The organism is Citrobacter sp. CK206, assembly GCF_030333125.1.
GTDB classification, from domain to species: domain Bacteria; phylum Pseudomonadota; class Gammaproteobacteria; order Enterobacterales; family Enterobacteriaceae; genus Citrobacter_B; species Citrobacter_B koseri.
In genome coordinates this window covers 418,617-441,903 of record NZ_JAOWGM010000030.1, presented here as the reverse complement: position 1 = coordinate 441,903, position 23,287 = coordinate 418,617, and the positions used below count along the sequence as shown (strand labels likewise).

The 23,287-nt window shown below is 54.2% G+C and carries 24 protein-coding genes; 13 read left to right on the top strand and 11 right to left on the bottom strand.

What is annotated here, in order from left to right; genetic code table 11:
• Positions 1-53: 53 nt before the first annotated feature.
• Both OGX81_RS19395 and OGX81_RS19390 read right to left on the bottom strand, forming a co-directional pair.
• Positions 54-713, bottom strand: a complete 660-nt coding sequence (locus tag OGX81_RS19395; RefSeq protein WP_049008376.1) for a fumarylacetoacetate hydrolase family protein — start codon at positions 711-713, stop codon at positions 54-56.
• Positions 714-783: 70 nt separating this feature from the next.
• Positions 784-1,077 (bottom strand): YcgL domain-containing protein, encoded by a 294-nt coding sequence (locus tag OGX81_RS19390; protein ID WP_024130270.1) that lies wholly within the window; start codon positions 1,075-1,077, stop codon positions 784-786.
• Positions 1,078-1,202: 125 nt separating this feature from the next.
• Here OGX81_RS19390 and minC point away from each other — a divergent pair, with 125 nt between their 5' ends.
• From minC to minE, 3 genes are read left to right on the top strand one after another with little or no spacing between them, the layout of a single operon-like run.
• A complete protein-coding gene (minC, locus tag OGX81_RS19385; RefSeq protein ID WP_104868559.1) occupies positions 1,203-1,910 on the top strand; it encodes a septum site-determining protein MinC in 708 nt (235 codons plus the stop codon).
• A 23-nt stretch (positions 1,911-1,933) separates the two neighbouring features.
• On the top strand, positions 1,934-2,746 hold the full coding sequence (gene minD / locus OGX81_RS19380; protein WP_047463261.1) for a septum site-determining protein MinD: 813 nt from the start codon (positions 1,934-1,936) through the stop codon (positions 2,744-2,746).
• Between the two features lie 3 nt (positions 2,747-2,749).
• Positions 2,750-3,016 carry a cell division topological specificity factor MinE gene (gene minE / locus OGX81_RS19375; RefSeq protein ID WP_003859937.1) on the top strand — a complete coding sequence of 89 codons (267 nt, stop codon included), beginning with the start codon at positions 2,750-2,752 and terminating at the stop codon, positions 3,014-3,016.
• 88 nt (positions 3,017-3,104) lie between these two features.
• Here the strand turns inward: minE and OGX81_RS19370 are convergent, their stop codons facing one another.
• Positions 3,105-4,022 carry a LysR substrate-binding domain-containing protein gene (locus OGX81_RS19370; RefSeq protein ID WP_012132072.1) on the bottom strand — a complete coding sequence of 306 codons (918 nt, stop codon included), beginning with the start codon at positions 4,020-4,022 and terminating at the stop codon, positions 3,105-3,107.
• A gap of 103 nt (positions 4,023-4,125) precedes the next feature.
• Here OGX81_RS19370 and OGX81_RS19365 point away from each other — a divergent pair, with 103 nt between their 5' ends.
• The gene (locus tag OGX81_RS19365) at positions 4,126-5,208 is read left to right on the top strand and encodes a tartrate dehydrogenase (RefSeq protein ID WP_104868558.1); all 1,083 of its coding nucleotides are present in this window, start codon (positions 4,126-4,128) and stop codon (positions 5,206-5,208) included.
• 34 nt (positions 5,209-5,242) lie between these two features.
• Here OGX81_RS19365 and rnd read toward each other — a convergent pair whose 3' ends face one another.
• The 5 genes from rnd to yoaA all read right to left on the bottom strand — a co-directional run bounded on the left by rnd (position 5,243) and on the right by yoaA (position 11,674).
• Positions 5,243-6,370 (bottom strand): ribonuclease D, encoded by a 1,128-nt coding sequence (gene rnd / locus OGX81_RS19360; protein WP_104868557.1) that lies wholly within the window; start codon positions 6,368-6,370, stop codon positions 5,243-5,245.
• A 69-nt stretch (positions 6,371-6,439) separates the two neighbouring features.
• Entirely contained in the window at positions 6,440-8,125 is a 1,686-nt protein-coding gene (gene fadD, locus OGX81_RS19355; protein WP_080750364.1) for a long-chain-fatty-acid--CoA ligase FadD, read from the bottom strand.
• 204 nt (positions 8,126-8,329) lie between these two features.
• Complete coding sequence (locus OGX81_RS19350) at positions 8,330-8,911, bottom strand: Slp family lipoprotein (protein WP_047463245.1); 582 nt, start codon at positions 8,909-8,911, stop codon at positions 8,330-8,332.
• A gap of 99 nt (positions 8,912-9,010) precedes the next feature.
• Entirely contained in the window at positions 9,011-9,706 is a 696-nt protein-coding gene (tsaB, locus tag OGX81_RS19345) for a tRNA (adenosine(37)-N6)-threonylcarbamoyltransferase complex dimerization subunit type 1 TsaB (RefSeq protein ID WP_047463242.1), read from the bottom strand.
• Between the two features lie 57 nt (positions 9,707-9,763).
• Positions 9,764-11,674 (bottom strand): DNA repair helicase YoaA, encoded by a 1,911-nt coding sequence (yoaA, locus tag OGX81_RS19340; RefSeq protein ID WP_104868556.1) that lies wholly within the window; start codon positions 11,672-11,674, stop codon positions 9,764-9,766.
• A 129-nt stretch (positions 11,675-11,803) separates the two neighbouring features.
• On the opposite strand from yoaA, the gene OGX81_RS19335 reads away from it, so the two are divergent.
• Positions 11,804-12,148, top strand: coding sequence for a RidA family protein (locus OGX81_RS19335; protein ID WP_012132064.1), 345 nt, complete (start codon positions 11,804-11,806; stop codon positions 12,146-12,148).
• 7 nt (positions 12,149-12,155) lie between these two features.
• On the opposite strand, the gene OGX81_RS19330 is transcribed toward OGX81_RS19335, so the two are convergent.
• Positions 12,156-12,335, bottom strand: coding sequence for a YoaH family protein (locus OGX81_RS19330; RefSeq protein WP_012132063.1), 180 nt, complete (start codon positions 12,333-12,335; stop codon positions 12,156-12,158).
• A gap of 72 nt (positions 12,336-12,407) precedes the next feature.
• Here OGX81_RS19330 and pabB point away from each other — a divergent pair, with 72 nt between their 5' ends.
• The 4 genes from pabB (at position 12,408) to pdeD (ending at position 17,638) form a co-directional block, all read left to right on the top strand.
• Positions 12,408-13,769 (top strand): aminodeoxychorismate synthase component 1, encoded by a 1,362-nt coding sequence (gene pabB, locus OGX81_RS19325; protein WP_104868555.1) that lies wholly within the window; start codon positions 12,408-12,410, stop codon positions 13,767-13,769.
• 3 nt (positions 13,770-13,772) lie between these two features.
• On the top strand, positions 13,773-14,351 hold the full coding sequence (locus OGX81_RS19320) for a CoA pyrophosphatase (RefSeq protein WP_047463238.1): 579 nt from the start codon (positions 13,773-13,775) through the stop codon (positions 14,349-14,351).
• A 184-nt stretch (positions 14,352-14,535) separates the two neighbouring features.
• Entirely contained in the window at positions 14,536-15,900 is a 1,365-nt protein-coding gene (gene sdaA / locus OGX81_RS19315) for an L-serine ammonia-lyase (protein ID WP_104868554.1), read from the top strand.
• A 139-nt stretch (positions 15,901-16,039) separates the two neighbouring features.
• Positions 16,040-17,638 (top strand): cyclic di-3',5'-guanosine monophosphate phosphodiesterase PdeD, encoded by a 1,599-nt coding sequence (pdeD, locus tag OGX81_RS19310; protein WP_104868553.1) that lies wholly within the window; start codon positions 16,040-16,042, stop codon positions 17,636-17,638.
• A 26-nt stretch (positions 17,639-17,664) separates the two neighbouring features.
• Here the strand turns inward: pdeD and yoaE are convergent, their stop codons facing one another.
• Positions 17,665-19,224 (bottom strand): CNNM family cation transport protein YoaE, encoded by a 1,560-nt coding sequence (gene yoaE / locus OGX81_RS19305; RefSeq protein WP_047463233.1) that lies wholly within the window; start codon positions 19,222-19,224, stop codon positions 17,665-17,667.
• The gene (locus OGX81_RS22165) at positions 19,212-19,352 is read right to left on the bottom strand and encodes a protein YoaL (protein ID WP_371320444.1); all 141 of its coding nucleotides are present in this window, start codon (positions 19,350-19,352) and stop codon (positions 19,212-19,214) included. Before OGX81_RS22165 ends, yoaE begins: the two co-directional genes overlap by 13 nt.
• 315 nt (positions 19,353-19,667) lie before the next feature.
• On the opposite strand from OGX81_RS22165, the gene manX reads away from it, so the two are divergent.
• From manX to OGX81_RS19285, 4 genes are read left to right on the top strand one after another with little or no spacing between them, the layout of a single operon-like run.
• Entirely contained in the window at positions 19,668-20,633 is a 966-nt protein-coding gene (gene manX / locus OGX81_RS19300) for a PTS mannose transporter subunit IIAB (protein ID WP_104868552.1), read from the top strand.
• Positions 20,634-20,691: 58 nt separating this feature from the next.
• Positions 20,692-21,492, top strand: a complete 801-nt coding sequence (gene manY / locus OGX81_RS19295) for a PTS mannose transporter subunit IIC (protein ID WP_012132054.1) — start codon at positions 20,692-20,694, stop codon at positions 21,490-21,492.
• A 12-nt stretch (positions 21,493-21,504) separates the two neighbouring features.
• Positions 21,505-22,356, top strand: a complete 852-nt coding sequence (manZ, locus tag OGX81_RS19290) for a PTS mannose transporter subunit IID (RefSeq protein WP_012132053.1) — start codon at positions 21,505-21,507, stop codon at positions 22,354-22,356.
• A 55-nt stretch (positions 22,357-22,411) separates the two neighbouring features.
• Positions 22,412-22,870, top strand: a complete 459-nt coding sequence (locus tag OGX81_RS19285; RefSeq protein ID WP_012132052.1) for a DUF986 family protein — start codon at positions 22,412-22,414, stop codon at positions 22,868-22,870.
• Positions 22,871-23,287 lie beyond the last annotated feature (417 nt).

Genomic DNA, 23,287 nt, shown 5'->3' with positions numbered 1-23,287 from the left:
CAGTCTGGCACGCTGATGCAAGTTTTGCCGCCCGAAAAGGCGGCAAGCAGAGATTACAGGACGCGCGTCGTCAGCGTTTGACCGTTAAAACTGACTTCCAGCTCGTCGCCGCTTTGCAACGGGCCAACGCCTTCCGGTGTGCCGGTCAGGATCACGTCTCCCGCTTTGAGCGTGAAGAAACGGCTCATGTAGGCGACGAGCGGCACGATGTGGTGGATCATCTCCGCCGTCGAGCCTTGCTGACGGATTTCGCCGTTCACTTTCAACCCGAGCGCGGTATTTTGCGGATCGCCATGAAACTCCGAAACCGGAATAAAACCTGACAGCGGGCAGGAATTATCAAACCCTTTTGCTTTTTCCCAGGGCTGACCGGCTTTTTTCATTTTGCCCTGAATATCCCGCAGCGTCAGATCGAGCGCCACGCCATAACCGGCAATCGCCTTGCGGACATGGTCTTCCGTCGCCTGGCGCAGAGTCGAGCCAATCAATATCGCCAGTTCGACTTCATGGTGAACGGCGCCCATGTCCGTCGGAATCGCCAGCGGCTGGCGCAGATCGCACAGCGCCGTTTCCGGTTTAATAAAAAGAACGGGTTCATCCGGCGTTGCGCTACCCATCTCCTTAATATGCTTTGCGTAGTTACTGCCTACACAAACCACTTTACTTACCGGGTAATCAAGCAGAGCACCTTGCCAGTTGTGATGTTGATACATTATTTTCCCCTAACGTAATCGTGGATTTCAGGAACTGCATCGGCAGGGCATTCGCGTTGCCGGATACAGTTTAACTTTTAGCGTCTGGTTTATTTTCGCCCGGCGCAGAAAGATGTTGTTTGAGTAAATCTTCCGGCGGTGGCGGCAGTTGTAAATAATACCCCTGGTCGGTTAACGCTTGTTTTACTTTCTCCAGGTCGGCATTCACTAATTTCTTACGCCCATCCAACGGCAGAATCATTGCCAGCGTTGGCTGCCCGAATCCCTTCATCAGGTCTTCAGGAACCCGTGAGAAATCGTCTTTTTTTTCGACGTATAAATAGGTCTGGTCGCGTTTGCTACTTCGATAGATCACACAAAACATACTTTTACTCTGAATTAACGGGATGGTGACTTGCCTCAATATAATACTGACTATAACATGCCTTCTAGTCTTCGGAATATCGCCCCGCATTGGGGATGATAAATAGCAAATTGAGTAAGGCCAGGATGTCAAACACGCCAATCGAGCTTAAAGGCAGTAGCTTCACCTTATCAGTGGTTCATTTGCACGAAGCTGAACCCAAGGTTATTCGTCAGGCGTTGGAAGACAAAATCGCTCAGGCACCTGCTTTTTTAAAACATGCTCCCGTGGTCATTAACGTCAGCGGCCTTGAAAGTCCAGTAAACTGGCCTGCGCTGCAAGAGGTGGTGACGTCTACCGGTCTGCGTATTATCGGCGTTAGCGGCTGCAAAGACGCGTCGCTAAAAGCGGAAATTGACGAGATGGGTCTTCCTTTACTGACTGAAGGTAAAGAGAAAGTCGCTCGTTCCGCCCCGGTCGAAGTCCCGGCGCCGAGCGCGCCGCCGCAAAATGTTACCCCCATCACAAAAACGCGATTAATTGACGTACCGGTTCGTTCCGGTCAGCGCATTTATGCTCCACAATGTGATCTAATTGTTACAAGTCACGTCAGCGCTGGCGCAGAGTTAATCGCAGACGGTAATATCCACGTTTATGGCATGATGCGGGGCCGTGCGCTGGCAGGCGCCAGCGGCGATCGGGAAGCGCAAATTTTTTGTACCCATCTGACGGCAGAACTGGTGTCTATCGCAGGTGTTTATTGGCTGAGTGATAAAATCCCGGCAGAATTTTATGGCAAAGCGGCGCGTCTGCGGTTAGCAGATAACGCTTTGGCAGTTCAACCGTTGAATTGATCCCTTTTTAACAAGGAATTTCTATGGCACGCATTATTGTAGTTACTTCGGGTAAAGGGGGCGTTGGCAAGACCACCTCCAGCGCGGCCATCGCTACTGGTTTGGCCCAGAAGGGAAAGAAAACTGTCGTTATCGATTTCGATATCGGTCTGCGTAACCTCGACCTGATCATGGGATGTGAGCGTCGTGTCGTTTACGATTTCGTGAACGTGATTCAGGGCGATGCGACGCTAAACCAGGCGTTAATCAAAGATAAGCGCACTGAGAATCTCTTTATTCTTCCGGCATCGCAAACCCGCGATAAAGACGCGCTGACCCGTGAGGGCGTAGCAAAAGTTCTCGATGACCTGAAGACAATGGATTTCGACTTTATCGTCTGCGACTCTCCGGCGGGCATTGAAACCGGCGCGCTGATGGCGCTCTATTTTGCCGATGAAGCGATTATCACTACGAACCCGGAAGTCTCCTCAGTACGTGACTCTGACCGTATTCTGGGCATTCTGGCGTCAAAATCCCGTCGTGCTGAAAACGGCGAAGACCCGATTAAAGAGCATCTGCTGCTGACGCGTTACAACCCAGGCCGCGTTAACAGAGGCGATATGCTCAGTATGGAAGACGTGCTGGAAATCCTGCGCATCAAACTCGTGGGGGTTATCCCGGAAGATCAGTCAGTCCTGCGCGCATCCAACCAGGGAGAGCCGGTTATTCTCGACATCACTGCTGATGCGGGTAAAGCCTATGCAGATACCGTAGAACGTCTGTTGGGAGAAGAACGTCCTTTCCGCTTCATTGAAGAAGAGAAGAAAGGTTTCCTCAAACGCCTGTTCGGAGGATAAGTTATGGCATTACTGGATTTTTTTCTCTCGCGGAAAAAGAGTACAGCCAACATCGCTAAAGAGCGACTGCAAATCATTGTTGCGGAGCGCCGTCGCAGCGACGCCGAGCCGCATTATTTACCGCAGTTGAGAAAAGATATTCTCGAAGTCATCTGCAAGTATGTGCAAATTGATCCAGAAATGGTCACCGTACAGCTTGAGCAAAAAGACGGCGATATTTCAATTCTCGAGCTTAACGTGACATTACCGGAAGCCGAAGAGTCCAGATAATCTCTTTTCGGATAACGCAACGCGATAAAAAGGCAGAGTATTCTGCCTTTTATTTGCTGCTGTGCCATAAACAGTAACGCGGCGGTGCTTATTCCAGGCTGAACTTCGGGTAACGCTCCTGAAAATAGCGGCGCAGAAATTCAACCGTAATGCGAATTTTTGCCGACGAGGAAAGACGGGAAGCGGAGACCGCCCAGATATTAGCAGGCTGATAATATTCCGGCAGAACCTGCACCAGATGGCCGCTGGCAATGTTATCGCAGACATCCCACCACGACCGCAACGCAATGCCCTGCCCGTCCAGACACCATTGATGCACAATCTCACCGTGGTTGGAGGACAGTGACCCTGTCACTTTAATCGAATATTCCCGTTCTTTTGTGCGTAACTGCCAGATTCCAAAGGGATGGTCACGCTCTTTAATCACCAGACACGGAAAGGCTGCCAGATCGCTGAGCTGCTTCGGCGTGCCGTGCTGCTCCAGAAACGCCGGTGATGCGCATAAAATACGGTAATTGGTTCCAAGCTTATGCGCGATTAAATTAGAGGCAATCTCATCACCAATACGAATATCAAGATCGACCCCTTCATTCACCAGATCTACCAGCCGGTCCTCAACGTCAAACCGCAACTCCAACTGTGGATACTGCTTCGCCAGCGCCGACAGCGCTGGCGCAACAATCCGCCGACCGAAGCCAAAACTGCTGATAATACGCAGCATACCTTGTGGGACTTGCCGCACGTCAGACAGCTCATCCATCATCTGATCCACATCCTGCAAAATGCGCTGCGCCCATTCGTAAATACGCTCGCCCTCTTCCGTGATCGTCACCCGCCGGGTCGTTCGGTGGAGCAGCACCACGTTCAGCGTCTGCTCCAGCAACGCCACCCGTTTGCTGATAAACGCCGGCGAAACGCCCAGTTCTTCCGCAACCGCGCTAAAACCCGCACGCCGGGCAACCCGCATAAAGACGCGTAAATCATTCAGGAGAGGCAGATTATTCATGATCTGTGTTTTATGTTTCACCAGTTGGAAGGATTAACTCTCAATCAGTCAATTATAGGATAAGGGGTAAGTCAATTTTGACTGCTGATAAGTGAGAGCTGGTATGAAGAAAACCTGTCGTATTGCCGCTATTCCCGGAGACGGTATTGGTAAAGAAGTCCTGCCTGAAGGTATTCGCGTATTGCAGACCGCCGCTGAACGCTGGGATCTCTCGCTCAGCTTTGAGCCGATTGAGTGGGCCAGCTGCGAATATTATGCACATCACGGTACGATGATGCCTGACGACTGGCATGCGCAGCTAAAATCGTTTGATGCGATCTATTTCGGCGCCGTCGGCTGGCCGGATACCGTCCCGGACCATGTTTCATTGTGGGGATCGCTGCTGAAATTCCGTCGCGAATTTGACCAGTACGTTAACCTGCGTCCGGTACGTCTGTTTCCCGGCGTTCCCTGCCCGCTGGCCGGAAAAAAAGCGGGAGATATTGATTTCTACGTCGTGCGCGAGAACACCGAAGGGGAATACTCCTCGCTGGGCGGGCGCGTTAATGCCGGAACCGAGCACGAAGTGGTGATTCAGGAGTCGGTATTTACCCGGCGCGGAGTGGATCGCATTCTGCGCTACGCCTTTGAGCTGGCGCAAAGCCGACCGCGCAAAACGCTGACGTCCGCCACCAAATCCAACGGCCTGGCCATCAGTATGCCTTTCTGGGATGAACGCGTTGAAGCCATGGCGCAGCACTACCCGGAGATTCGTTGGGATAAGCAGCATATCGACATTCTGTGCGCCCGCTTTGTCATGCAGCCGGAGCGCTTTGACGTGGTTGTCGCCTCAAATCTGTTTGGCGATATTCTGTCCGATCTTGGCCCGGCCTGTACCGGCACCATCGGCATTGCGCCTTCCGCAAACCTGAACCCGGAACGCACATTCCCATCGCTGTTTGAACCGGTACACGGCTCTGCGCCGGATATATACGGCAAGAATATCGCCAACCCTGTTGCCACCATCTGGGCGGGCGCCATGATGCTGGATTTCCTCGGCAATGGCGATACGCGCTACCGGGAGGCACATGACGGTATTCTCGCGGCCATTGAGCAAGTTATCGCCGACGGCCCGAAAACACCGGATCTGAAAGGCGCCGCCTCCACTCGGCAGATGGCGGAGGCTATCTGTCAGGCGCTGCGCTAATGACGGAGCGGCCGGATAGCAGCCATCATCCGTATTACAGCGGATATTCCTGCAACAGATTCCGCAGTTTTTCCGCCATCAGTTCCGCACGCCAGCCGGAGATGAGTTCCGGCTGCGTGGCCTGCGGTTTTAACTTCCAGTGCCAGTTAAGCAACTGGTTGATTTGCCGACGCGACGCCAGCAATTCCGCACTGACGTTGTGCGCCGCGCTAACGTCTGCCACCAGCGCTTTGATGGCTTTAAACGCCTTGCGATAGTCTGGCATATCCATCAGGTTCAGCAAGGGTTCCGGCAGCGTCTCTTCCGGCAGCGCCTGCGCCTTCTCCACTAACGCGATCAGCGTCTTACCGTGAAAACGAATTTCGCTGCCAGAAAGCCCCAGGCTGTCCAGTTCGCCCAGACTCCCCGGCATATAGCGCGCCACCGCCCACAGGTGCTCTTCGCGCACCACAAAGTTGACCGCCAGATCGCGCTCACGCGCCTTGCGCAGCCGCCAGTCAGCCAGCAGTTGCAGGCAGGCCAGTTGACGGGTACGCAACTGCCACGCATTGGTGATGTCACGCCAGGCCTCTTCCGGCGCCAGAATTTCCTGACGACGCTGCTGCATCAGACGGCACTCATCCAGCGCCGCAGGCAGCCAGCCGGATGCTTCGGTTTCGACCATCAGTTTTTTGGTGATCGGTAACAAATACCAGACGTCCGCCGCCGCATACTCGCACTGACGTTCGGTTAACGGTCTTGCCAGCCAGTCGGTACGGGACTCGCTTTTATCCAGCGCGACACCCGTAAACTCCTCGACCATCGCGGCAAAACCCCAGGACAAGGGGCGACCGCAAAATGCGGCAAGGATCTGCGTGTCGATCAGCGGTTGCGGCAACTCTCCGAAGGTGTTGAGAAAAACCTCCAGATCTTCGCTGCCCGCATGCAAAAATTTGGTTATCGCGGTATCACGCAACACGGCGCGCAGAGGCGACCAGTCGGTAATGCCGTGAGGATCAATCAGGGCGACATGCTCGCCATCAAACAGCTGGATAAGCCCAAGTTGCGGGTAATAGGTGCGCGTACGGACAAACTCCGTATCAAGAGCAATCGCCGGAAATGCCCGAACCGCTTCACATAACGTCGCCAGCGCGTCGTCCGTAGTGATCATTTGGTAATTCAAATCATATTCTCTTTAGTTTGCGCCAAAAAAAACGCCGGCTTAACCGGCGTCTGGCGACTTGCTTAAAGCTCAGGCTTTATTGTCTACTTTGCCACGCGCTTCGTCACGTAATTCTCGTCGTAAAATTTTTCCGACGTTCGATTTAGGCAGTTCGTCGCGAAACTCCACCAGCTTCGGCACTTTATACCCCGTCAACTGGCGACGACAGAAGGTAATCAATGCCTCATCGGTCAACGCCGGGTCTTTCTTCACGACAAAGATTTTCACGCTTTCACCGCTGCTGCCCGAAGGTACGCCGACTGCCGCCACTTCCTGAACGCCAGGATGCTGCATCACCACGTCTTCAATTTCATTAGGATAGACGTTAAAGCCGGAAACCAGAATCATATCTTTTTTGCGATCGACGATGCGCAAGAACCCTTCGTCATCAATCACCGCGATATCCCCCGTGTAAAGCCAGCCGTCTTTGACGATTTCATCCGTCGCGTCCGGGCGCTGCCAGTATCCCAGCATCACCTGCGGCCCCTTCACACACAGCTCGCCAGGCTCGCCTGTCGGCACCTCGTTGCCTTCGTCATCCACCAGTTTTACATCGGTAGAGGGAACGGGCAGCCCGATACTGCCGCTGTGATAATCGATATCATGCGGGTTCACGCTGACCAACGGCGCACACTCGGTCAGACCGTAGCCTTCAAGCAAATATTGTCCGGTCAGTTTCACCCAGCGTTCTGCAACCGCATGCTGTACCGGCATACCGCCGCCAGCAGAAAGGTGCAGCGTAGAGAAGTCCAGTTGCTGGAATTCTTTGTTGTTCAGCAAGGCGTTAAACAGGGTGTTAACGCCGGTCATCGCGGTAAACGGATATTTCGCCAGCTCTTTCACCATGCCCGGAATGTCGCGCGGGTTAGTGATGAGCAGGTTTTGCCCGCCCAATTCAATAAACAGCAGGCAGTTCATGGTCAACGCGAAAATGTGATACAGCGGCAACGCCGTCACCACCAGCTCTTTCCCCTCATGCAGCAACGGCCCGTAGGTGCCTTTTACCTGCTCCAAGTTTGCCAGCATGTTGCGGTGCGTCAGCATCGCGCCTTTCGCTACGCCGGTTGTACCGCCCGTGTATTGCAGGAACGCCAGATCTTCGGTGACCAGCTCAGGCTTCACGTACTGCATCCGATAACCTGCGTGTAGCGCGCGGCGAAAAGAGATCGCGTCCGGCAGGTGATATTTCGGCACCAGACGCTTAATGTATTTCACGACAAAGTTAACCAGCGTACCTTTCGCAGTAGAAAGCTGGTCGCCCATGCGCGTCAGAATTACGTGCTGTACGGACGTTTTATCGACCACTTTTTCCAGCGTGTGGGCAAAGTTAGAGACGATCACGATAGCCGCCGCCCCGCTGTCATTGAGCTGATGCTCAAGCTCACGCGGCGTATACAGCGGGTTGACATTCACGACGATCATCCCGGCGCGCAAAATACCAAACAGCGCGACCGGGTATTGCAGCAGATTCGGCATCATTAGCGCGACGCGGTCGCCTTTTTTGAGGCCCAGCCCTTCCTGCAAATAGGCCGCGAATGCCCGGCTGCGCTCTTCCAGTTTGCGGAAGGTCATCACCTCCCCCATATTGACGAACGCAGGCTGGTCGGCGTAACGCACGACGGCATGTTCAAATAATTCAACCAGGGATTGATAACGGTCAGGATTGATCTCCGCCGGGACATCAGCGGGATATCGGTTAAGCCAAACCTTCTTCAAAGCATCACCTCTAAAATGAGTGTTCGTCGTCATCGCAACCCCAGTTAATAAACAAGTCGTTAACATAATATTAACTCAGCGTACCAGTTTATTAATCACTCAACGAAAAGGTTGCGAAGCGCGTCACTATTTATTTTTCTTATGTCCGTATTAATGCAGAAACAGCGGACCAGCCGCTGTTTCTTTTACTGATAAAACAAGGGGTTATTCAGTTACGATCGTTTGAACCTGTGCGGGGCCTGGGTTATACCATCCCCAACCGCCATAGCCGTACGGCCAGCCTCGTCCACCGTAGAACCAGGGATCGATCGGCTGCGGCGGCATGACGATCTGCTGAGTAAGGTGCCAGCGTTTATAGCCCGTTGCCTGCATCAGCATAAACTTATACGGCGTACTGCCGACCTTACCGTCCACCGTGCCGGTAATCGGCCCGACGACCGTCACCAGTTGCCCACGGAAGTCTACCGGGTCAAGGAAGCCGTTCACGTCGGCATAAATCCGCCCTCGCGAAGCCTCTCCGAGGATCGGACGCGCGCCGTTATCAAGCGGCACGCTGGCGATTTCCAGCCGCGTTTTTCCCTGCTGGTTTTGCACATCCACCACTTTACCGCCAAAACGCGCTTCCTGGCCGACGTACAGCTGCGGCGCATTCATAACCCGCACCAGATCCTGCTGCGGCGTGGGACTGGAACCTTTGATGGCATCCGGGACGGTAACGCAGCCACTCAGCGTTAACGCGACCACTCCCGCCAGAATTCCTTTCATTACCTGTTGTTGAACCGCCATAGTGCGACTCCTTTTTTCTCAGCACATATTCTCGTCATACTTCAAACTGCCTGTGTGTAACAGCTACGTTCAAATTATTCAGGGTGATAATACTGAGATTCATTCTTTGCCCGGAAGTTTCTTCCACGCGACGTTGTTACGTAAATAAACCGGTTCGGCCTGTTCAACCGCGACGGTTTTCCCCGCTGCCAGCATCTGACTGGCGAGAGGCAGCATATCCTCCGCCGCCGGAAGCAGAACGTCGCCATCGCGCAAAGCCAGACCGCTGTCTTTACCCAGATCAGGCCATGCAGGCCAGCCTGTGCCAACAGTAGCCCACTCCCCGGAAAGCTGCTTCAACCGTTCGCTAACCAGCCCGGGATTTAACACGGCCTCGGTCTCTTCCCCGTGCCAGACGCCATTTTCATCACGCTGGTATTCCGCCCAGTAGACTTCGCCCATACGTGCGTCAATCGCCGCCAGCACGCGCGTCGCGCCGCTTTTACGCCAGGCGCCCTGCGCCATTGTCGCCAGCGTTGAAACGCCAGTCATCGGCAGGTTCGCGCCCAGCGCCAGCCCCTGCGCAATGCCAATGCCAATACGCACGCCGGTAAAACTGCCGGGGCCGCGACCAAACGCCAGCGCGTCGATATCGGTAAGCGTAATGCTGTTGGCGGCCAGGATATCCTGCACCATCGGCAAAATACGTTGGGTATGTTCTCGTGGGCAAAGCTCAAAATGAGCGTTGATATTACCGTCATTCCACAGGGCAACGGAACACGCTTCTGTGGCGGTATCGATAGCCAGAATTCGCATGGGTCTTCGTGCTTAAATCAATAAAATGGCGCGCATCTTACCATACTCCGTAACAAATTACTCGGCCGTTGGTATGGCGAGAAATCTGACGGCGCGGGCGATGTCCCGGGTGCGCGGCGTGGGCGGCAGGCTCGCCAGGAAGGTGGCGCCATACGGTCGCATCACCAGCCGGTTATCACAAATCACCAACACCCCACGATCGTCAGAATCGCGAATCAGACGCCCCACCCCTTGTTTCAGCGTGATGACCGCGTCGGGTAGCTGCACTTCATCAAACGGATCGCCGCCGCGCAGACGACAATCCTCCATCCGCGCTTTCAGCAAGGGATCGTCAGGAGAGGTAAAAGGTAATTTATCGATAATCACCAGCGACAGCGTATCGCCGCGCACATCCACCCCTTCCCAGAAGCTGCTGGTTGCGACCAGTAGCGCATTACCGGCGCTGACGAACTGTTGCAGCAGTTGACCTTTGCTGGTTTCGCCCTGCAACAGGACGGGCAGCGTCATGGTGGCGCGGAACTGTTCCGCCAGATCGCGCATCATGGCATGCGACGTACACAGCATAAAGCAGCGGCCATTGTTGGCTTCGATGATCGGTCTTAACATTGCCGCCAGCTGTCGGGCAGAGCCCGGCTGGTTGGTCTGCGGCAGGTTACGCGGCACGCACAACAGCGCCTGGCGGGTATAGTCGAACGGACTGGGCAACAGCATCGATTCGGCCTGTTCAATGCCCAGCCGCGCCGTAAAGTGATGGAGATCGTCGTTCACCGACAGCGTGGCAGAGGTAAAAATCCAACTGCCGGGTTTCTGCGCCATCACCTCTTTGAATTTATCCGCGACCGTAAGCGGAGTGAGCGCCAGCGTGAAATGGCGCGACGTGCATTCGTACCAGTAGCTGTACCCTGGCTGGTTGATCTCTTTTAAGCGTTTCAGCCGCGCGCGATACAAGGTCGCACGCTCGAAAGCGGCATCCAGCAATGCGGAACGCCCCAGAGACAGTTTTGCCACGTCGTAGCAAAGCTCAAGCGTATCGTCGAGCAGCAATAGCGCGCGCTGTACCCGTTGGTCGGCCAGCAGCTCACGTAAATTTCCGCGATAGCCCGGCTCGCCCAGTTGCAGGCGAAAATCCTGCGCACTCTGCGCCAGTCGGTCGGCGCATTTCTGCAACTGCTGGGTATCTTTCAATTCCGTGCGGTAGGCGATGGTAAAATCTTTCGCCAGGTCGAGAAGCTGTCGGCTGGAGAGCGACTGGCCGAAATACTGGCTGGCGATATCAGGAAGCTGGTGGGCCTCATCGAAGATCATCACCTCCGCCTCCGGGATCAGTTCGCCAAACCCACTCTCTTTGACCACCATATCCGCGAGGAAAAGATGGTGGTTGACGATAACCACATCGGCGTCCATCGCCTTTTTACGCGCTTTAACCACAAAACAGTCTTTATACAGCGGGCAGTCGCTGCCCAGACAGTTGTCATTGGTGCTGGTGACCAGTGGCCACGCCTGCGAGTCTTCCGCTACGCTGACGCAGGTACTGATGTCGCCGTCTTCGGTCTGATTCGACCACGAACGCAGCAAAATCACATCGCTTAAAATTTGTACCGGCAAATCGCCGCCCGCCAGCGCTTGCTGTTCGAGACGTTCCAGACAAAGATAGTTAGAGCGTCCTTTCAACAGCGCCAGTTTACCGGTGAATTTGAGGGCGTTTGAGACGGTGGGAAGATCGCGACTGTAGAGCTGATCCTGCAACGCTTTCGATCCCGTCGAGATGATCACTTTTTTTCCGGCGCGTAACGCCGGCGCGAGGTAGGCATAGGTTTTGCCTGTCCCCGTCCCGGCTTCGACAACAAGCGGTTGTGATTTTTCAATAGCATGCGTGACGGCAACGGCCATCTGCCGCTGTGGTTCGCGCGGTTTAAATCCCGGTATCGCTTTAGCCAACTGACCGTCTGCTGCAAAATCGTCCGTCACACTACCCCCTGTTGATTTGAACAGGGATTATGTCAGGACGCCGTCGCTTACGCCAGTTGAAGAGGTGACGGCAACGCAACATTATGGCAGTCTTGCCGCGTCGAACGGAAAGTTAACGAGGAATGATTTATGACTATCATACGTATTGATGCCGAAGATCGTTGGTCTGATGTAGTAATCCATAACAACACGCTTTATTACACCGGTGTACCGGAAAACCTCGACGCCGATGCGTTTGAACAGACCGCCAACACGCTGGCGCAAATTGATGCGGCGCTGGAAAAACAGGGCACCCGTAAGTCACGTATTCTTGATGCCACTATTTTCCTGGCCGATAAAAGCGATTTTGCCGCCATGAACAAAGCCTGGGACGCGTGGGTCGTTGCCGGTCACGCGCCGGTACGTTGCACGGTGCAAGCCGGACTAATGAACCCGAAATACAGAGTTGAGATCAAGATTATCGCCGCAGTGTAACGCGACGTTATTCGTCCTCATCCTCAAAACGCGCCACGATCCGCTCGCCGGTATGGGTGGCGCGCAGTTCATCCGCCACCTGCGCGATTGCCTGTCCGCTGCTCATTCCTTGCGACATCAGTTCCTGAATGCGCTCTACCGCTTTTTGTTGCTGCTCGTGGCTGAGTGAAGGTAAACCTGCAAACATTGTTAACTCCTGCTAAATTGTCTGCGCTAATTATTTCATGCTACCCGGCACATAGCCAGTAGACCAGGACCGATGAAGACATTATCACCCGCTGTTATTATTTTACCGTGGCGCCCGGACGCCGCCGAGTACTATTTTGCCCCGCTGAGCCATCAGCCCTGGGCCATGCTGCTGCATTCCGGTCATGCTGAACATCCGCATAATCGTTTTGATATTCTGGTGGCCGACCCCGTGGCAACGCTGTCGACACACGGCGAAGAGACCCGCGTGCGCGATAAGCATGGCACGACCACGACCTCTGACGATCCCATGACCGTGTTGCAGGCGGCGCTGGCGTCTGCGGGCATCCAGCCGCCATATGACCCCAATCTGCCGTTTCAGGGCGGCGCGCTGGGGCTGTTAGGTTACGACCTTGGCCGCCGTTTTGAATCCCTGCCCACGCTCGCACAGCGCGATATCACCCTGCCGGATATGGCGATCGGCATTTACGACTGGGCCTTAATCGTCGATCATCGCAGACAGACCGTCTCTCTGCTGAGCCATACCGATGTTCACGCTCGCCTTGAGTGGCTGGCGCGCCAGCAGGTGCCGGTGCGAAAGCCCTTCGCGTTGACCTCCGCATGGCAATCAAACATGACCCGCGCGCAGTACGGTGAAAAATTCCGCCAGGTGCAGAGCTGGCTGCACAGCGGCGACTGTTATCAGGTTAACCTCGCCCAGCGTTTTCAGGCTGACTATCAGGGAGACGAATGGCTGGCCTTCGTGCGGCTTAATCACGCTAACCGCGCCCCGTTCAGCGCGTTTTTGCGCCTGGAGGACGGTGCGATTCTGAGCCTTTCTCCCGAGCGCTTTATTCAGTCCGAAGAGGGGCACATTCAGACTCGCCCAATCAAAGGCACCCTTCCCCGGCTGGACGACCCGCAGGCGGATCGCCAGCAGGCGCTAACGCTCGCGATGTCGGCAAAAGACCGCGCAGAAAACCTGATGATTGTCGATTTGATGCGTAACGACGTCGGCCGCGTTGCCGTTCCGGGGTCGGTCAAGGTTCCCGAGCTGTTTGTGGTTGAACCCTTCCCGGCGGTACATCATCTTGTCAGTACCATTACCGCCCGTTTGCCCGATAATTTACATGCCACCGATCTGCTGCGCGCCGCTTTTCCTGGCGGTTCGATTACCGGCGCGCCAAAAGTCCGGGCGATGGAGATCATTGACGCGCTGGAGCCGCACAGGCGCAACGCCTGGTGCGGCAGCATCGGCTACCTGAGTTTTTGCGGCAACATGGACACCAGCATCACGATCCGCACGCTTACCGCTGTAGACGGGCATCTCTATTGCTCTGCGGGCGGCGGCATCGTAGCGGACAGCCAGGAGGACGCGGAATATCAGGAGACGTTTGATAAAGTGAATCGAATTTTGCAGCAACTGGAGAACTGAGTCGTGGAAAACAGCAGCCTGACCCTTGATGATTTTTTATCACGCTTTCAACTTTTGCGCCCGCAGGTGAATGGTGAGACGTTAAACCATCGTCAGGCTGCCGTGCTGATCCCGGTGGTTCGCCGCGCCCGGCCGGGTCTATTGCTGACTCAGCGTTCAGCACGCCTGCGCAAACACGCCGGTCAGGTCGCGTTCCCCGGCGGCGCCGTTGACAGCAGCGATGCGTCGCTGATTGCCGCTGCGCTGCGTGAAGCGCAGGAAGAGGTGGCAATCCCGCCGGAATCCGTCGAAGTGATTGGCGTGCTGCCGCCCGTAGACAGCGTCACGGGTTTTCAGGTTACGCCGGTGGTCGGCATTATTCCCCCGAATCTGCATTATCACGCCAGCGAAGATGAGGTGGCCTCTGTCTTTGAGATGCCGCTTTCAGAAGCCCTGCGTCTGGGGCGTTATCATCCGCTGGATATTTATCGACGCGGCGATTCACATCGCGTATGGCTTTCGTGGTATGAGCATTATTTCGTCTGGGGAATGACCGCCGGAATAATTCGTGAGCTGGCGCTGCAAATTGGCGTGAGACCCTGACTATACTTATCTTTACACGCGCAGAACACAACTTGAGATTCCCGTCCCAACATTAGTAAATACGTGGTTATCCATTAGTTTAATTCATGTGAATAGTTAAGCCGATCGCCGCGTTCCCTCTTACACTATGCGCAGTTATTACATCGTAACCGGGAAGCCCGGTCACCCTGTCAGGAGTATTATCGTGATTAGTCTATTCGACATGTTTAAGGTGGGGATTGGTCCCTCATCCTCCCATACTGTAGGGCCTATGAAGGCGGGTAAACAGTTCGTCGATGACCTGGTCGAAAAAGGATTACTGGATAGCGTTACCCGTGTCGCCGTCGACGTGTATGGTTCACTGTCGCTCACGGGTAAAGGTCACCACACCGATATCGCCATTATTATGGGTCTGGCGGGTAACGAACCTGCCACCGTGGATATTGACAGCATCCCTGATTTTATTCGCGACGTTGAAGCGCGCGGTCGCCTGTTACTGGCGCAGGGCCAGCACGAAGTGGATTTTCCCCAGGATAACGGGATGCGTTTTCACAATGGCAACCTGCCATTGCATGAAAATGGAATGCAGATCCACGCGTACAATGGCGAAACCGTCATTTATAGCAAAACGTATTATTCCATCGGCGGCGGCTTTATTGTCGATGAAGAGCATTTTGGTCAGGACGCCGCCAATGAGGTCAGCGTCCCTTATCCGTTTAAATCGGCGACCGAAATGCTGGAATATTGCAACAGCACCGGTCTGTCGCTCTCCGGGATGGTGATGCAGAACGAACTGGCGCTGCACAGCAAAAAGGAAATCGAAGAGTATTTCGCCAACGTCTGGCAGACCATGCAGGCGTGTATCGATCGCGGGATGAATACCGAAGGGGTTCTGCCGGGGCCGCTGCGCGTTCCGCGTCGTGCTTCCGCACTGCGTCGCATGCTGGTTTCCAGCGACAAACTGTCCAGCGACCCGATGAACGTCATTGATTGGGTCAATATGTTTGCGCTGGCGGTGAACGAAGAAAACGCCGCGGGCGGGCGTGTCGTTACGGCGCCGACCAACGGCGCTTGCGGGATCGTGCCTGCGGTGCTGGCTTACTATGACCACTTCATTGAACCCGTCAGCCCGGATATCTACACCCGTTACTTCCTGGCCGCTGGCGCTATCGGCGCGCTGTACAAGATGAACGCCTCGATTTCCGGCGCCGAAGTCGGCTGCCAGGGAGAAGTCGGCGTCGCCTGCTCAATGGCGGCGGCAGGACTGGCGGAGCTGCTTGGGGCCAGCCCGGAGCAGGTGTGCGTCGCCGCGGAAATCGGCATGGAGCACAACCTGGGGCTGACCTGTGACCCGGTTGCCGGTCAGGTTCAGGTGCCGTGTATCGAGCGTAACGCGATTGCTTCGGTAAAAGCGATCAACGCGGCGCGTATGGCAATGCGCCGTACCAGCGCACCGCGCGTCTCGCTAGATAAAGTCATTGAGACCATGTACGAAACCGGCAAGGACATGAACGCGAAGTACCGCGAAACATCACGCGGCGGACTGGCGATTAAAGTCCAGTGTGATTAACAAAACATAGCCTGCCACTTCGCCCATCTCCCACTGATGGGCGAATTTTTCTCATCAATCTCGTCTGCGGTAAATTTCCCCACTACACTTGCTGTGTTGCAATTGGCTTTTGTGACCAACGGCTTATCAGGCGGCCCGCATGCAAACAGCACAACGGATCATTAAAAATTATCGCCGCAATCGTTTCATCGTCTGCACGGTCTGTGCGCTGATCACGCTTATCCTCACATTGAGTATCCGATTTATTTCGGAGCGAAATATAAATCAGCATCGCACCGAAACATTCGCCGCTCACGCCGTAGAGACGCTGGATGAAGTGCTCCGCCCTCTACAGGCCGGGCGCGATCTCCTGCTGCCCCTGGTAGGACAACCCTGCCCGGCCGCGCATTTTCCCCTGCGTAAGCAGGTCGCCAGACTGCAAACCGTGCGTTCCATTGGTCTGGTTCAGAACGGTATTCTCTACTGCTCCAGTATCTTTGGCTCACGCAACGTGCCGATTCACCAGCTACAACCCGATCTGCCCGCGCCGAATAACCTGTTGCTGCTGTCTACCGATCAGTCCCTGCTCAAAGACAGCCCGATTCTGATTCAGTGGTATCCGTCATCGCCTGATGGCAAAAACGGGCTCTTTGAGATCGTCAATATTGATCTTCTGGCGATGATGCTGCTTGAACCGCAACAGCCGCAGATCGCCAGCGCAAGCCTGACGGTCGGCAACCGCCACTTACTCTATGGTCAGGGGGTGGTGGAGGCGCTACCCGCCCTGAACGGTGAAAAACGTTATCAGCGCGCATCCCAGCACTTCCCCTTCACCATCAGCGTGACGGGGCCCGGCGCTGGCGAGCTGGCGCTACGCCACCTGCCGACGCAGCTGCCGCTGGCGGTGATGCTGAGTTTACTGGTGGGATACCTTGCCTGGCTGGCAACGGCCAGCAGAATGAGTTTTTCATGGGAGATCAATCTCGCCCTTGCCGCCCGTGAATTTGAACTGTTTTGCCAGCCGCTGTTAAATGCCCGTACGCAGCAATGCGTGGGGGTTGAGATCCTGCTGCGCTGGAATAACCCGCGACAGGGATGGATTTCTCCCGATGTTTTTATTCCTATCGCCGAAGAACACAACCTGATCGCCCCCCTTACCCGTTATGTCATTGCGGAAACTATTCGGCAGCGGCATTTCTTCCCGATGAACAGCCAGTTCCATATCGGCATCAACGTTGCGGCCAGCCATTTTCGTCATGGCATGCTATTAAAAGATCTCAATCATTACTGGTTCAGCGCCCATCCTGTTCAGCAACTTGTGCTTGAGCTGACGGAACGGGATGCCTTACTGGACGTCGATTATCGGCTGATGCGTGAACTTCACCGCAAAGGGGTGAAGCTCGCCATTGATGACTTTGGCACCGGCAACAGCTCGCTGTCATGGCTGGAGAAATTGCGCCCGGACGTGCTGAAGATCGACAAATCATTTACCGCGGCGATCGGTACTGATGCGGTGAACTCCACGGTGACCGATATCATCATCGCGCTGGGGCAAAGGCTGAATATTGAACTGGTAGCGGAAGGCGTTGAAACGCGAGAGCAGGCGCAATATTTGCGGGGACACGGCGTTCAGACGTTACAGGGATTTCTGTTCGCAAGGCCTATGCCGCTTCACGATTTTCCTCAGTGGCTGGCGGGTAGCGCACCGCCGCCCGCCCGGCATAACGGACACATGACGCCCGTTATGCCGTTTCGTTAGATCCCGCTCTTACCGGGGAACGGCGCTTATTCGTCTTCGTGGTGAGCAGGTTGTTCTTTAACAATACGAACCAAATCAACACGGTAGTCGTTCGCTTCGACAATCGTGATATGAAGCGGCGCAACGTCGATAACATCGCCCACCTGCGGGATATGACCGTTTACGGCGATAACCAATCCTGCGACGGTGGCGATATCTTCCTCGTCGTTCACCAGGTTATCGACATCCAGCGCCTGTTGCAGGGCATGCAGATCCGTTCCCCCCTTCACCAGCCAGCCGCCCGCTTCGGTAATGATCTCAGGCGTTTCGTCGGCATCCGGGAACTCACCGGCAATCGCTTCCAGCACGTCCAGCGGCGTAACCAGCCCCTGCACGACGCCAAACTCGTTGGTGACGATGACGAAGCTGCCGCGAGCGCGACGCAGGACGCCCAGCAGATTAATCGGGTCCAGCGTTTCCGGGACGACAATCGCTGGTGATTCCGAAGCAATCGCGGCCACATCCACGCCCTCTTCCAGCGCCACCAGCAGTTCTTTCGCGCGAACAATACCGATAATCTCATCCAGTTCGCCGCGACACACCGGGAACAGGCTGTGCGGAGAAGAGAGTAACTGTTCGCGGATTTCATCCACGCTCAGGTCAGCATCCACCCAACTGATTTCACCGCGAGGCGTCATGATGCCGCGTAGCGAACGGGACGCCAGGGTCAGCACGCCGTTGATCATATAACGCTCTTCTTCAGCAAACGCGCCTTCAGGTACAGGCACCGTCGCCGGGCTGTCAGACTCGTGCTGCGCGCTCGCCTGACGTTTACCGCCCATCAGTCGCAGGATGGCGTCTGCGGTGCGTGCACGCAGCGGTAACGTTGACTGATGGCGAATAAAGTTACGACGCGCAATCTGGTTGAACAATTCGATGACGATTGAGAAACCGATAGCAGCGTACAGATACCCTTTCGGAATATGGAAGCCAAAACCTTCCGCCACCAGGCTCAGACCGATCATCAACAGGAAGCTCAGACAGAGCACTACAACCGTCGGATGCTGGTTGACGAAACGGGTAAGCGGCTTAGACGCCAGCAGCATCACCGCCATCGCAATCACCACGGCAGCCATCATCACTGGCAGATGGTTAACCATACCCACGGCGGTAATCACCGCGTCAAGGGAGAAGACGGCATCAAGGATAACGATCTGCGTTACCACGACCCAGAAACTCGCATAGCCTTTGCCGTGCCCCGAGTCATGCTCGCGGTTTTCCAGGCGCTCATGCAGCTCCGTCGTGGCCTTAAACAGGAGGAAGAGACCCCCGATGAGCATGATCAGATCGCGCCCTGAGAAGGTGAGATCCCAGACGGTAAAGAGTGGTTTCGTTAAGGTCACCATCCACGAAATGATGGACAGCAGGACCAGACGCATCACCAGCGCCAGCGACAAACCGATAAGACGCGCCTTATCACGCTGCTTTGGCGGCAGCTTGTCAGCCAGAATCGCGATAAAGACCAGGTTATCAATACCCAGAACAATTTCGAGGATAACAAGCGTGAGCAAACCCGCCCAGATTGAGGGGTCCATTAAGAATTCCATGACAAGCTCCTGCTTAAGGAATAGCGAACAGGCGAGAAAGCAATATGCGAATTAAGGTTGCGGCCAAAAGAGCCAGACAGACAGGCCTGATACGGCCTCAAAGTGAAATGACGTCGGTGACGATCCATACGGCGGGCTACTGCCCTATACTCCTTACTAATTAAACGGAAGCTAAACATAACAGAGACAATGTCTTTTTGGCAAAGATTTACCTTCCTTTGCAATGAGATGTTACAGGGATATTTTACACTACGAAATTTCTCTGATGTGAAAGCTAAATTGCGGATCTTCATCACATAAAATATTTTTTTCGCTATCTAAAATAATTCCCGGAAATAACTGTTTTTTCATTATAACCCTTATCTGAATCGATTCGAGTGCGGACGGCGATTCAAAATACATCTGTCACGTTGATGTGTTAACGATAATAAAGGAGGTAGCAAGTGACCATTGCTATTGTTATAGGCACACATGGTTGGGCTGCAGAGCAGTTACTTAAAACAGCAGAAATGCTGTTAGGCGAGCAGGAAAACGTCGGCTGGATCGATTTCGTTCCAGGCGAAAATGCCGAAACGCTGATTGAAAAGTACAACGCTCAGTTGGCAAAACTCGATACCAGCAAAGGCGTGCTGTTTCTCGTTGATACATGGGGAGGCAGTCCATTTAATGCTGCCAGCCGTATTGTCGTCGACAAAGAGCACTATGAAGTCATTGCTGGCGTCAATATTCCGATGCTGGTGGAAATGTTCATGGCCCGCGATGACAATCCGAGCTTTGACGAATTAGTCGCTCTGGCGGTAGAAACCGGTCGTGAAGGCGTGAAAGCGCTGAAAGCGAAACCGGTTGAAAAAGCCGCTCCGGCGCCGGTTGCTGCGCCAAAAGCGGCGGCGCCCGCTAAACCAATGGGACCCAACGATTACATGGTAATCGGTCTCGCCCGTATCGATGACCGTTTGATTCACGGCCAGGTCGCCACCCGCTGGACCAAAGAGACCAACGTCACCCGCATCATCGTCGTGAGTGATGAAGTGGCGGCGGACACCGTACGTAAAACGTTGTTAACACAGGTGGCACCTCCGGGCGTAACGGCGCATGTGGTAGACGTTGCCAAGATGATTCGTGTCTACAACAACCCGAAATACGCAGGCGAACGTGTGATGCTGCTGTTCACCAACCCTACCGATGTGGAACGTATCGTTGAAGGCGGCGTGAAAGTGACTTCCGTAAACATTGGCGGTATGGCTTTCCGTCAGGGTAAAACGCAGGTTAATAACGCCGTTTCCGTCGACGAGACCGATATCGACGCCTTTAAAAAGCTCAACGAACGCGGTATCGAGCTTGAGGTTCGTAAAGTTTCCACCGATCAGAAACTGAAAATGATGGATTTGATTGCCAAAGTGGCGAAATAACCACCCGGCATTTAATTAGCATTCACACTTAAGTCTGTATAGCAATAGGAGAAGTACAATGGAGATTACCACTCTTCAGATTGTGCTGGTGTTCATCGTCGCATGTATCGCGGGTATGGAGTCGGTACTTGATGAATTTCAGTTCCACCGTCCATTGGTGGCCTGTACGCTAATCGGTGCCGTTCTTGGGGACATGAAAACCGGTATTATCATCGGTGGTACCCTGGAAATGATCGCGCTTGGCTGGATGAACATCGGTGCTGCCGTTGCGCCTGATGCCGCGCTGGCTTCCATTATTTCAACCGTGCTGGTTATCGCCGGTCATCAAGGCATTGGCGCAGGTATCGCGCTGGCGATTCCACTGGCGGCCGCAGGTCAGGTGCTGACCATCATCGTACGTACCATCACCGTGGCATTCCAGCACGCGGCGGATAAAGCGGCCGATAGCGGCAACCTGACGGCACTGTCCTGGATCCACGTATCCTCCCTGTTCCTACAGGCAATGCGTATCGCGATTCCGGCGGTTATCGTGGCGATTTCTGTCGGCACCAGCGAAGTTCAGGGCATGCTGAATGCGATCCCGGAAGTCGTGACCAGCGGTCTGAACATCGCCGGCGGCATGATCGTGGTTGTCGGTTACGCAATGGTCATCAACATGATGCGTGCGGGCTATCTGATGCCGTTCTTCTACCTCGGCTTCGTCACTGCGGCATTCACTAACTTCAACCTGGTTGCTCTGGGCGTAATTGGCGCGGTAATGGCCATCCTCTACATCCAACTGAGCCCGAAATATAACCGCGTAGCCGGTGCGCCAGCTCAGGCTGCTGGTAACAACGATCTCGATAACGAACTGGACTAACAGGTGAACGAAATGGTTGATATGACTAAAACTACCACTGAGAAAAAACTCACTCCGAGTGATATTCGTGGCGTGTTCATCCGTTCTAACCTGTTCCAGGGGTCATGGAACTTCGAACGTATGCAGGCGCTGGGCTTCTGCTTCTCCATGGTGCCGGCGATCAAACGCCTGTACCCGGAAAACAACGACGCGCGTAAACAGGCGATCAGACGTCACCTGGAGTTCTTCAACACCCATCCTTACGTTGCTGCTCCGGTACTGGGCGTTACGCTGGCGATGGAAGAACAGCGCGCCAACGGCGCGGAGATCGACGATGGTGCCATCAACGGTATCAAAGTTGGTCTGATGGGGCCACTGGCAGGTGTGGGCGACCCGATCTTCTGGGGTACGGTTCGTCCGGTATTCGCCGCGCTGGGCGCGGGTATCGCGATGAGCGGCAGCCTGCTGGGGCCGTTGCTGTTCTTTATTCTGTTTAACCTGGTGCGTCTGGCGACCCGTTACTACGGCGTGGCTTACGGCTACCGTAAAGGCGTCGATATCGTTAAGGATATGGGCGGCGGCTTCCTGCAAAAACTGACTGAGGGGGCGTCAATCCTCGGCCTGTTTGTCATGGGAGCGCTGGTTAACAAGTGGACGCACGTCAATATTCCGCTGGTGGTATCACGCATCACTGACCAGACGGGTAAAGAAAACGTCACCACCGTGCAGACCATTCTCGATCAGTTGATGCCGGGTCTGGTTCCGCTGCTGCTGACCTTCGCCTGCATGTGGCTGTTGCGTAAGAAAGTGAACCCGCTGTGGATCATCGTTGGCTTCTTCGTCATCGGTATCGCCGGTTACGCGTGCGGCCTGCTGGGTCTGTAATTCTGTTGTACACTACCGGGGCCCTTTGGCCCCGGTTTTTTTATCTGGAGGATTAATGACTGTCACGGACCTGGTGCTGGTTCTTTTTATTGTCGCGTTACTGGCTTACGCCATTTACGATCAGTTCATCATGCCCCGCCGTAACGGCCCCACTCTGCTTGCAGTGCCTCTGCTGCGTCGTGGTCGTGTTGATAGCGTTATCTTCGTCGGCCTGGTCGCCATTCTTATCTACAACAACGTTACCAGTCACGGCGCGCAAATTACCACATGGTTATTATGTGCACTGGCGCTGATGGGGTTTTATATTTTTTGGGTTCGCGCCCCCAGGATCATCTTCAAACAGAAAGGTTTTTTCTTCGCCAATGTCTGGATAGAATATAACCGTATTAAAGAGATGAATTTATCGGAAGATGGCGTACTGGTGATGCAATTAGAACAACGGCGCCTGCTTATTCGCGTACGAAATATCGACGATCTGGAAAGAATATATAAACTTCTTGTTTCATCTCAATGAGTTACAGATATAGCCTGAACTATATTTTAAGTATATTCGCGAACAAAAAAACATAGCTAAGGCTATATTCATCCCGCCTGATTTGTTATTTATTTTAACGTTTTATTGATAATTAAACCTAAATGAAAATCGTTTTCAATTAGAAGTCAAATAATATTTCTCCATTGTTGTTTTATATTCTCAAAATATGTTAATGTTGCGCCGTCATTTGGGGAGTAGCCGATTTCCAGACTCAGGAAATGTACGTGTCAACATACTCGTTGAAAAACGTGGCGCGTACGGACTGATATCACTCTATTTTCAGTCAGGCGAGACCATATGCACATCAACTGCTATGCATAGCTTATGAACGCCATGTTCAGGTATGCATGTTCGCTGGGGGCAGTGATGTGTTTTATGGAACCCCGGTCAGGACGC

Bases quoted from the DNA above. Each gene is read 5' to 3' on its own strand.
- OGX81_RS19395 (WP_049008376.1), bottom strand. From the start codon at position 713: ATGTATCAACATCACAACTGGCAAGGTGCTCTGCTTGATTACCCGGTA.
- OGX81_RS19390 (WP_024130270.1), bottom strand. From the start codon at position 1,077: ATGTTTTGTGTGATCTATCGAAGTAGCAAACGCGACCAGACCTATTTA.
- minC (WP_104868559.1), top strand. From the start codon at position 1,203: ATGTCAAACACGCCAATCGAGCTTAAAGGCAGTAGCTTCACCTTATCA.
- minD (WP_047463261.1), top strand. From the start codon at position 1,934: ATGGCACGCATTATTGTAGTTACTTCGGGTAAAGGGGGCGTTGGCAAG.
- minE (WP_003859937.1), top strand. From the start codon at position 2,750: ATGGCATTACTGGATTTTTTTCTCTCGCGGAAAAAGAGTACAGCCAAC.
- OGX81_RS19370 (WP_012132072.1), bottom strand. From the start codon at position 4,022: ATGAATAATCTGCCTCTCCTGAATGATTTACGCGTCTTTATGCGGGTT.
- OGX81_RS19365 (WP_104868558.1), top strand. From the start codon at position 4,126: ATGAAGAAAACCTGTCGTATTGCCGCTATTCCCGGAGACGGTATTGGT.
- OGX81_RS19350 (WP_047463245.1), bottom strand. From the start codon at position 8,911: ATGGCGGTTCAACAACAGGTAATGAAAGGAATTCTGGCGGGAGTGGTC.
- tsaB (WP_047463242.1), bottom strand. From the start codon at position 9,706: ATGCGAATTCTGGCTATCGATACCGCCACAGAAGCGTGTTCCGTTGCC.
- OGX81_RS19335 (WP_012132064.1), top strand. From the start codon at position 11,804: ATGACTATCATACGTATTGATGCCGAAGATCGTTGGTCTGATGTAGTA.
- OGX81_RS19330 (WP_012132063.1), bottom strand. From the start codon at position 12,335: ATGTTTGCAGGTTTACCTTCACTCAGCCACGAGCAGCAACAAAAAGCG.
- pabB (WP_104868555.1), top strand. From the start codon at position 12,408: ATGAAGACATTATCACCCGCTGTTATTATTTTACCGTGGCGCCCGGAC.
- pdeD (WP_104868553.1), top strand. From the start codon at position 16,040: ATGCAAACAGCACAACGGATCATTAAAAATTATCGCCGCAATCGTTTC.
- yoaE (WP_047463233.1), bottom strand. From the start codon at position 19,224: ATGGAATTCTTAATGGACCCCTCAATCTGGGCGGGTTTGCTCACGCTT.
- OGX81_RS22165 (WP_371320444.1), bottom strand. From the start codon at position 19,352: ATGGATCGTCACCGACGTCATTTCACTTTGAGGCCGTATCAGGCCTGT.
- manY (WP_012132054.1), top strand. From the start codon at position 20,692: ATGGAGATTACCACTCTTCAGATTGTGCTGGTGTTCATCGTCGCATGT.
- manZ (WP_012132053.1), top strand. From the start codon at position 21,505: ATGGTTGATATGACTAAAACTACCACTGAGAAAAAACTCACTCCGAGT.
- OGX81_RS19285 (WP_012132052.1), top strand. From the start codon at position 22,412: ATGACTGTCACGGACCTGGTGCTGGTTCTTTTTATTGTCGCGTTACTG.